An 8,840-nucleotide genomic window follows, 5' to 3' on the forward strand; every position below is an offset into this window, starting at 1 on the left:
TGAGCATACGCGTCATATGCGGAATCACAAGCCCAACAAAGGCGATGGTTCCGCTCACGGCGACCGAAACACCCACAAGCAGGGAAACAGCCCCCATAATGATCAGCTTTTTTGCTTTTACATTGACGCCGATGTACAGCGCGCGCTCCTCACCGAGCGAAAAGGCGTTGAGTTCATTTGTGCAGGATACAAGCACGCTCCCTCCGACCAGCAGCACCATAAGCATTAACAGCACGTCGGAGTATCCACTGCTCGCAAAAGAGCCCATCGTCCAGAACACGATGTTTTTTAAGTATTGCTGCGAAAAGGCGATAATCAGGCTGGTCATGCTGCTTGCAAACATCGAAAAAATGACCCCGGTGAGGATAATGGTATTGGTAGAGAGTGACCGGTCAATTTTATAGGCGACGCCGAGAATCAGCAGCATGGACAGAAAGGCAAAACCGACGCTCATAATGATACGCCCCGCCCCGTTCATAAAGGGAAGAAAGGCGGAGAGGGCAATCGCCGTTACAGCGCCGACCGACGCACCCGAAGATACCCCAAGTGTGGAGCCGTCCGCCAGTGGATTTTTTAAAAGCCCCTGCATTGCTGTTCCGCTGATGGCAAGCGCCGCGCCCACAAGCGCCGTCAAAAGCACGCGCGGCAGACGCACCGTGAGAAGAATCGTCTCAAGATTTTCGTCGGCGGGCAGCACAGTACTCCCCAGCGTTGCATGCCCGAGAATCCGAAGGGTATCTAGCGCTTGAATGGGTACGCTGCCGACCGAAACGCAAAGGAAAAAGACAGCGAGCAAAAAGATGCCCGCCGTCACACATTGAAAGAGTAGAGAATTTACTAGCTTTTTACTGCACATTTCCGTAAATAAAATCATACAGCTGCTGTACACCGTCCGCAAGGCGTGGGGATGTGCGGGTCAGCATGTCGCTGTCCGCCTGAAAAACCTTCTGGGTTTTCACAGCGGTTATCGCATCCCAGCCTTTGCGAGCCAATATCTCCTTAACCGGGCCGTTTACACCGTACTCCGTGCCCGAAGTTGTAACAATATAATCCGGATTGCGGCTGATGACCTGTTCCTCTGAAATTTCCGCCCAGCCGTCCGTATCTGCAAAGGTGTTCTTTAAATTGAGCATCGTCGCAATTTCATCCATAAAGGTATTTTTACCGCTCGTCCACAGTCCATACTCCAGAGGCGAAACTTCAAAGTATACGCTTTTTTGGTCGCCTTTCGGTACCTTGGCTTTTATATCTGCAAGTTTCTTCTGCATCGAAGAAACAATATCAGCGGCTTTGGTTTCGGTGCCGGTGACTTCGCCGACCAGCTTAATGACTTCGCTGATTCCGTCAATACTCTGCGCGTCGGTCACAACCACCTTAATCCCTGCGTCTGTCAGCTTGGCAACCTGCTCTTTGGTTTGGCCCATCTTTGCCATGAACACAACGTCAGGCTTTAAGGCAATCAGCTGCTCAAGGTTAAGCTTTTCACCGGTGGGCAGGTGAGTCTTGCTTTTCGCTGCTTCGGGGTAGCTGTCAAATTCGCTGACGGCTTGAATTTTGTCGGCGAGGCCCAAATCAAAAAGAACCTCGGTGTCAGACGGCAGAAGCGAAACAATGCGCTCGGGGACCTTATCAAAGGTAACGCTCAGGCCGGTGCTGTCTTTTACGGTGTAGTTTGTCTTTTGCGCGCCTGCAGCACTTGCCGCAGAGCTTGCGGCGGAACTTGCCACCTGCGAGGAAACGGAGCTTGCGTCCTTCGGCGTACCGGTGCACGAAGCAAAGGATATTGCGATTAATGCGGATAAGAGTAGGGATGCCAGTTTGTTTGTTTTCATGTTTTCACTGCCTTTCAATAGGTAAGGAGCAAAAAAATGCCCCTTCCGTAACTGGAAAGGGTTTAAACAATTTCACATGAAGGTCATGTTTTCAATCGTTTTTCCTCAATCCCAGAAGAAACGTTCCATACAGGCAGGTCTACCGACTCGGCCTCATCCTACTCCGGCTCCTTCCCGCATTACTGCAGTGGTTCATTGCCGTTTTGTCCGCCTCACGGTTGCTGGGACAGTCCGGGCATTTACCCGGTTCCCTGTTGGGCGCTTGCGCGCACCTGTATGTTTATGTCGGCCTAATTGTAACATGACGTGTGTACATTTGCAAGCCCGCAAATAGGACCGCAAATAGGAGGTGAAACAAAGGGGGTGACCGAAGCTTCCAGTGAGGTTTGGGACTAAGACGAATACATAATAGATATTTCCCGGTTAAAACACCTTCTCATTAGTTCTAATGAGGCGGCCTTTTTCATATGCTCATACTAACTAATGAGTAGACGGTGGAAAAATATACCACTACAATAAATTTAAAAGCAAGCAGGGGAGGTGAAAAATTGACGCTTTTGGAAAAGCTGCGGCAGGCTCTTTCAAAAAATCAAAAAGACCAAATAAGCGAACCTGTGGCGGATAGTAAAGAAATCTCCGCTGAACCTCAAATCATCAGAATGAATAAGGTTTTCAGCGAAACTGAAAAAACCATGCGTCTTTCAAAACTGACCCAGAGAGAGTCAGATACATTTTATCTGTTGCTACAGGGCTATACGCTGAAAGAAACAGCAAAGCTTTTGGGGGTAAAGTATTCCACTGCAAACACCCATATGACCGAACTGTATAGGAAGCTGGGCGTAAACAGCAGGGCAGAACTTATCATCAATTACAAGGGCTGTCATAAAAGCGGACCTTGAACTGTCAAGCTGTTTATTATTCAATACTATGATAATTACGGAGGGAAAATCATGAAACGTAAGCTCATTGCGGCATTTGGCACGATTCTTGGCATCCTTGTTGTCTTTACTTCCTGCAGCGCGCAAAATGCGGCTGAAAAAATCATCGGTAACCTCACGAGCGGTACGGTAAACCTGTCAAGCGGCGGCGGGCAGATAACCACCAGCGACGGCGCGTTGCAATTTGGCGACAACCTGAAATGGCCTGGCGATAAAATGCCGGGCATTCCCGAAATGAAAGGCAAAATATCGGGGATAATCAATGACAACTCAACGGGCGGCTGTTCCGTAACCTATTCGGATGTAAGCGCATCGGATGCACAGGCGTACCGCGATTCCTTAAAAGCCAAGGGATATGGCAACGGCCTTGAATCCGCAGACAACGACGGACTGCTTTTCTCCGGCACGAACAGCAGCGGTGAAGGCGTTATGTTCACCTATAACACGAGCTCCAAGGATGGAATGGTCATGTACACGCCGGCACAAAAGACAGCGTCTTAATTCATGTAACCCGTTAGCGGATAAAACCGCTTCAATAAGTTTATTAAGGGGGAATTTTAATGGAAAATCCAACCGGTAACTACGAGCCTCAGCAGCCGCCCCAGCCACAATATCAGCCTCCCCAGCAACCTCAGTATCAGCCGCCTCAGCCTCCCCAACAGCCGCCTGTGCAGGAGGTTTACATTCCTGATCCCGCTGATGTGGAAAAGAATAAAGTAATTGCAGGTCTTGCTTACCTGCTGTTCTTTCTTCCGCTTCTTGCCTGCCCAGATTCCAAGTTTGGCCGGTTCCATGCGAATCAGGCGCTCGTTCTTTGGATTTTTGGATTTGGTGGAAGCCTCGTTCTTTCCCTTATTCCGATTATTGGATGGTTTTTGCTTATATTTTATCCAATAGCTGTGGGCGTTTTTGGCATTATTGGTCTTGTCAACGGACTGCAAGGCAAAGCCAAGGAGCTTCCGCTTATCGGAAAGATTAAAATATTCAAATAACCTGGTGCGGCACAATTTAGGCTGAAAAGCTGCCAAGTTTGAGCATCGCGGATTGAAGCCCAAACTAAACAAAATTCTAACGAAATTTCAAAATATTGTAAATCAATAAAAGCTGACGTCGTTTTCAAGCGGCGCCAGCTTTCGTTTAGCAGATTTAGTATGCAATAACTGCCAGCTACTGGTAAAATTAAATGACTTTAGCTTTCAGCTTTGAGTAAAAAATGGCAGTAAAAAGCAAATTGTAAATTGGCTGATTCACCTTTTGAGCTTATCTCAGCATCCAACTGGTTATTATCCAGAATGTACTGAATCACTCAGTCAGTCGTTCAACAAATTCACGCACTGCACCAGCACCACCCTTTTTAGAGAGGACGATATTAGCATGCTTTTTTACTTCTTCGCAAGAGTCGGACGGACAGGCAGATATACCGGAAAGTTTCATTATTTCCAGATCGTTCAAGTCATCACCAATACTTGCAATTTCATCGTAGGTAATACCGAATTTACTTCTAATTGCCTCGAATGTTGCCACCTTATCGCAAATTCCCTGATAAATTTCTGTTATATTCAGTTCTTTTGCGCGCGTTTCGACGATACGTGATATACGCCCAGTGATGATGACTGGAATAATGCCATGTTGAGGCATTATGTTTTTTATTGCATATCCATCCTTTACATCAAATGCCTTAAATAGCTCGCCCACTTCTGATATATAGATTTTTCCGTCTGTAAGCGTGCCATCAACATCCATCACAAATAATTTAATGTTATTTCTCATTCGTATCATTTCTCTCAAAACGTGATTATGTAATAAAATTGATAGAAAGCGTTTTCCTCTTTGTTTTCATAAAATCATTCAGCATTGTCTCAATTTCCCGATTTAGCTCCATCGGATTTTCTGTGATACTCGCAAGTTCCATGTCGCCATCGGCATAGTTCTTAATGCCAGAATTTCCGTATGTGAAGCCGTCAAGCCCTGCGATGCCAATTGAGGCGACGTCTATTTGGTCAAGCAGACGTAACAACATGATTGTGGAATTATCCATATGTTCCCACCCGCATTTAATCAACCTGTTAAATGATATTATGTACTCCTGATTTTTCGCTTCCTGCATAATGTTTGATGTAAATATCCTTTTAATATCTATTTTGGACAAATCCGGCCAGTTACTATATCGCTTTATGTTGTTCATATAGAGATAATCGGAACGTACGGCATTGGGCAAAAAGTTTATAGATATTACAATAGCGTTGTGCTGTTCAATATATCGAATTATTGTATCCATGGCAGCTTTTATACTTCCGCCTGGGGCTATTACTGCGATATTACGTCCACCCAACTCGTTTTTCAACCGGTTAATAGCAAGGCTGTCATCAATATTGGTAGTTGTTTGATGAAGATAGGCTGATTCCAAAAGATTGTAGTCGTATCTTTTCCTTGTTGAAGCATCAATACTGTTTAAAATAAATCTGATATCCTTTGAACGAACACTGTTTTTCTGCATGAGATATGTGACATTGTTTACGTGAGCATTATACATTCCTGCTATAAAGAAAGGAGTGGAATACCCCCATGTACATTTGGTACGCAGGTTATCCATATAGCTATCTATCAAATCAAGTATGGAATCAATATCATAACTGTACCCCCACTGTGAAACTAAATATTGTGATATCAACTCAGTGGGTGTATTTCCAGCGCCACGGCCCATTCCCGAAATAGTTGAATCCACTATAGCATTCCGTTTTCCAAAAGTCATTCTAACGAAAGCTTGCGATAACGCACATGACATCTGAAGATTATTATGAGAGTGAAACCCAATGCGGCAGTTCGAAGAAAGATTATGATCGATAAGGCTAAATATTCGCTGAAGATCATCCTCGTACATGGAACCAAAAGTATCAACTATTGAAAAACAATAAGGTTCAATATCGTTAATAATGGTTATAAATTCTAGCAATTCAGAATCAGTGTAACCTAAAATATCAACCGGTTGAATAAACAACTTATAGCCCTTATCTTTAATGCTACGAAAAAAATCAAAAGCATCAAAACGTTCTTGTTTAAAAAAACAGGCACGCACCCCATCAAAGGAAACCCCAGTATATTTATCGAGGTTTGTAATGGAATAACGACTGTAGTCTGCAAGTACAGTGAAAATGGTATCTCCCTTTTTTGAAGGTACGAATCTGGCAGCTTCCATGCTATTACGAAATATTGTTTTCCCAACTTCGGCGCCCTCATCTTGAAGGAATCCAATTTCAATGATATCTACCTTAGCTTCGAGAAGACCGTTAATTATTCCATTAATGACATTTATTCCAAATTTTTTATCGACGAGATAAGCGCCGTCACGAAGTGTACAGTCTAACAATTTGACATGATTCATATCGTTACCTCTTTGCAACTTTATGTGAATATTTACATTCATCCCTGTTTATTAACTTTTTCTCTACATCTGCAACATGCTCTGGAAGATCAACACCAATACTTTCAAACTTCGTCTCTCTCACGCGAATCTTATAGCCGTTCTCTATTGCACGTAGTGGCTCTACTCCTTCCCCCAATTCCAGCTCAGTCTGATCCATATTTACAAATTTCAATAAAAAGTCTTTTTTATACGCGTAAATACCAACATGACGGAACACTTTTGCAAGATTTCCATCTTTTATATTTGAAGGAATTACACTACGAGAAAAATATAATGCGTCATCGTTCTTATCAACCACAACTTTTACTGTACTAAATGAGGTGATCTCTTTTTGATCAGTTATTTCTTTTCTTAAAGAACCAAAATAAACAGCTTCTTCTTCAAAAATTCCAATTAACTGTTGTATCATTTGTGGCTCTATTACAGGTTCATCACCTTGTATATTCACAAACAAATCACCATCCAACTTCGTTGCTACTTCACCTACTCGGTCGGATCCAGTTTTGTGTTGATCAGAAGTCATAATAACCTGCATATTATATTTTTTACACATTTCCTCTATTCTTGTGTCGTCCGTTGCAACATATATTTCAGAAAACTCTGGTACCTTTAAACACTGTTGATATACCCACCAAAGCATAGGTTTTCCTAAGATATCCACAAGTGGTTTTCCGGGAAATCGACTTGACTTATATCTCGCAGGTATTACTCCTATGATTTTCATAACTTTGAAATCCTCCAGCTGTAAGTAATTAAAGGGGACTGCTATTCTGACCGCGAATAAAGTTATCGGTATACTCATCAACAAAAAGGCCCTTAAGCCCGAGTGGATTTATAGAGACTATTTCAGTGTCAGGGTAGTACCGATTGGCAAAATCTTTTAGACCCTGCCAATGCTGTAGCAATTGAGGATTTATTTTACCGTTGGTACTCCAGTTGATGAGGATTTCCTCTTTATGCTGTTCAATCTCCTGATCGGTCTGTTTCCTGTTATCAAAGTGTCCACCTATGCAGTCGCAGCCAACAATGTATATTTTGCTAGGATGGGTATAAAGTATAAATTGGAGAGGCGGAAAAATAGAAGACCAAAAATTACCAAGTGGTGTTGTAAGAATATCGACTGCGAATTTGCTATTCGTTATATTTCGTGCGAAATCATTATCCACACCTATACCGATATCTGTATAGAACCTTACCGCGTTGCATTCCATGGCAAATGATTCCGGAATCTCAGATATATTGCCGTTTTGATACCCGAAAAACTTTACACAATTGTTTCCTTCGTATTCTTTTAGTTCTTGTTGAATATGTGAAATTCCTCGAAAGTCCTGAGAAAAAATATAATCGAATTTGACCTTGTTCAGTAAGAAAGCACGGTTCACTGCTATGTGAATGGCGCCTTCTATGGGTTCATAATAACTTAGTGATTCACCAGCTCCGCATAAAACAACTGTATGACCACTATATTTGTTTTTATAACCGGCAAAACTTTTTTGATGTAGTATAGAAACTGTTACAAACTGTTCAATGCTCTCCAGAAGATTCCTTGAGCCACAGAGCAAATTTATCTCGTCAACTTTTGTTAGCAAATTTTTGTTTTGGTCGAGCATCTCATTTATTTGCTGTAAAACTTGTTGTTTAAGTTCTGTCACCGCTCGCTGCTCATCTGTTATGAGAGCGTTTAGTTCTTCAGCTTTTATTCTCTGCTCAGTAACGGCAGCATGAAATGAGTTTGATGAGGGTGGAAGCAAACTCATTTTCAGCTTTTTTATGATTGACATAGTGCAATCTCCTTTGTATTAATAATATCTTTCAATGTTTTGTTACTCCATCATTATATAGTAAATTATATCAGAAATTGTCCGATGGTCAAATACGCTAAAGAAATAATAATTATTCTACCACGGATATTCTTAGGACAAGCTAGATTAATATTCTCATCATATGAGCGAGCATTCGATGATAGCGATTGCAGCCTTTTCTTTTGCTCAAATAATCCTGACGGGGCTATTTCATTCGTGCCGTTTTATTGGTAAAATAAGGGTAGATTCGTTAGGGGGGAGCATATGAATATTCAAACACTGCTTAAAGAACTCACATTGGAAGAAAAAGCACGTCTTTGCATGGGAGCGGATTCTTGGCAGACAGAACCCATTGAGCGGCTTTCTATCCCCAGTGTCCGCACTTCGGATGGCCCGCACGGGCTGCGTAAAAAAGAGATTGAGGAAAAGGGCGACATAGGCATCAACGAAAGCGTGCCTGCTACCTGTTTTCCGCCGGCGGCACTTACCTCTTGCTCCTTTAACCGCGAGCTTTTTAGCCGCATGGGGCAGGCCATCGCGCAGGAGGCAATTGAACAGGATATAGACGTCGTACTGGGGCCGGCTGTGAATGTAAAGAGGTCCCCTCTGTGCGGCAGAAACTTTGAGTATGTTTCCGAAGACCCCTATTTAGCGGGAGAGTATGCGGCAGAGTATATTGACGGTATGCAGAAGAAGGGCATAGGTACTTCTTTAAAGCATTACGCCGTCAACAGTCAGGAGACCCTGCGCATGAATATAGACGCGGCGGTTGATGAGCGGGCTCTGCGCGAAATCTATCTGTATGCTTTTGAGCACGCGGTGAAAAAATCGCAGCCCTTTACAA

Annotated in this window: 10 protein-coding genes and 1 riboswitch; of the genes, 4 read left to right on the forward strand and 6 right to left on the reverse strand. The window is 43.1% G+C overall.

The annotated features are described in order from the left end of the window. Positions 1-874: iron ABC transporter permease (locus Q8865_10075; protein MDP4153762.1), on the reverse strand; the 874-nt coding region annotated here is incomplete at its 3' end. Beyond that, positions 846-1,727 (reverse strand): ABC transporter substrate-binding protein, encoded by an 882-nt coding sequence (locus Q8865_10080; GenBank protein MDP4153763.1) that lies wholly within the window; start codon positions 1,725-1,727, stop codon positions 846-848. The genes Q8865_10075 and Q8865_10080, both read right to left, overlap by 29 nt. 219 nt (positions 1,728-1,946) lie before the next feature. Beyond that, positions 1,947-2,123: riboswitch (cobalamin riboswitch) on the reverse strand. A 257-nt stretch (positions 2,124-2,380) separates the two neighbouring features. Here Q8865_10080 and Q8865_10085 point away from each other — a divergent pair. Genes Q8865_10085 through Q8865_10095 form a run of 3 tightly spaced genes read left to right on the forward strand, consistent with a single transcriptional unit; the run spans position 2,381 to position 3,762 of the window. Further along, positions 2,381-2,731 carry a LuxR C-terminal-related transcriptional regulator gene (locus tag Q8865_10085; GenBank protein MDP4153764.1) on the forward strand — a complete coding sequence of 117 codons (351 nt, stop codon included), beginning with the start codon at positions 2,381-2,383 and terminating at the stop codon, positions 2,729-2,731. A 51-nt stretch (positions 2,732-2,782) separates the two neighbouring features. Beyond that, positions 2,783-3,271 carry a hypothetical protein gene (locus Q8865_10090; GenBank protein MDP4153765.1) on the forward strand — a complete coding sequence of 163 codons (489 nt, stop codon included), beginning with the start codon at positions 2,783-2,785 and terminating at the stop codon, positions 3,269-3,271. A 59-nt stretch (positions 3,272-3,330) separates the two neighbouring features. Continuing rightward, the gene (locus Q8865_10095; GenBank protein MDP4153766.1) at positions 3,331-3,762 is read left to right on the forward strand and encodes a hypothetical protein; all 432 of its coding nucleotides are present in this window, start codon (positions 3,331-3,333) and stop codon (positions 3,760-3,762) included. Positions 3,763-4,072: 310 nt separating this feature from the next. Here Q8865_10095 and Q8865_10100 read toward each other — a convergent pair whose 3' ends face one another. From Q8865_10100 to Q8865_10115, 4 genes are read right to left on the reverse strand one after another with little or no spacing between them, the layout of a single operon-like run. After that, complete coding sequence (locus Q8865_10100) at positions 4,073-4,540, reverse strand: HAD hydrolase family protein (GenBank protein ID MDP4153767.1); 468 nt, start codon at positions 4,538-4,540, stop codon at positions 4,073-4,075. Positions 4,541-4,565: 25 nt separating this feature from the next. Next, the gene (locus tag Q8865_10105) at positions 4,566-6,152 is read right to left on the reverse strand and encodes an aldolase catalytic domain-containing protein (GenBank protein MDP4153768.1); all 1,587 of its coding nucleotides are present in this window, start codon (positions 6,150-6,152) and stop codon (positions 4,566-4,568) included. Between the two features lie 4 nt (positions 6,153-6,156). Continuing rightward, entirely contained in the window at positions 6,157-6,918 is a 762-nt protein-coding gene (kdsB, locus tag Q8865_10110; GenBank protein ID MDP4153769.1) for a 3-deoxy-manno-octulosonate cytidylyltransferase, read from the reverse strand. 28 nt (positions 6,919-6,946) lie between these two features. Further along, the gene (locus tag Q8865_10115) at positions 6,947-7,975 is read right to left on the reverse strand and encodes a hypothetical protein (protein ID MDP4153770.1); all 1,029 of its coding nucleotides are present in this window, start codon (positions 7,973-7,975) and stop codon (positions 6,947-6,949) included. A gap of 285 nt (positions 7,976-8,260) precedes the next feature. On the opposite strand from Q8865_10115, the gene Q8865_10120 reads away from it, so the two are divergent. After that, positions 8,261-8,840: glycoside hydrolase family 3 N-terminal domain-containing protein (locus Q8865_10120; GenBank protein ID MDP4153771.1), on the forward strand; the 580-nt coding region annotated here is incomplete at its 3' end.

It is taken from the genome of Bacillota bacterium (assembly GCA_030705925.1).
Taxonomy (GTDB): domain Bacteria; phylum Bacillota; class Clostridia; order Oscillospirales; family Feifaniaceae; genus JAUZPM01.

Bases quoted from the DNA above. Each gene is read 5' to 3' on its own strand.
- Q8865_10105 (MDP4153768.1), bottom strand. From the start codon at position 6,152: ATGAATCATGTCAAATTGTTAGACTGTACACTTCGTGACGGCGCTTAT.
- Q8865_10100 (MDP4153767.1), bottom strand. From the start codon at position 4,540: ATGAGAAATAACATTAAATTATTTGTGATGGATGTTGATGGCACGCTT.
- kdsB (MDP4153769.1), bottom strand. From the start codon at position 6,918: ATGAAAATCATAGGAGTAATACCTGCGAGATATAAGTCAAGTCGATTT.
- Q8865_10115 (MDP4153770.1), bottom strand. From the start codon at position 7,975: ATGTCAATCATAAAAAAGCTGAAAATGAGTTTGCTTCCACCCTCATCA.
- Q8865_10095 (MDP4153766.1), top strand. From the start codon at position 3,331: ATGGAAAATCCAACCGGTAACTACGAGCCTCAGCAGCCGCCCCAGCCA.
- Q8865_10090 (MDP4153765.1), top strand. From the start codon at position 2,783: ATGAAACGTAAGCTCATTGCGGCATTTGGCACGATTCTTGGCATCCTT.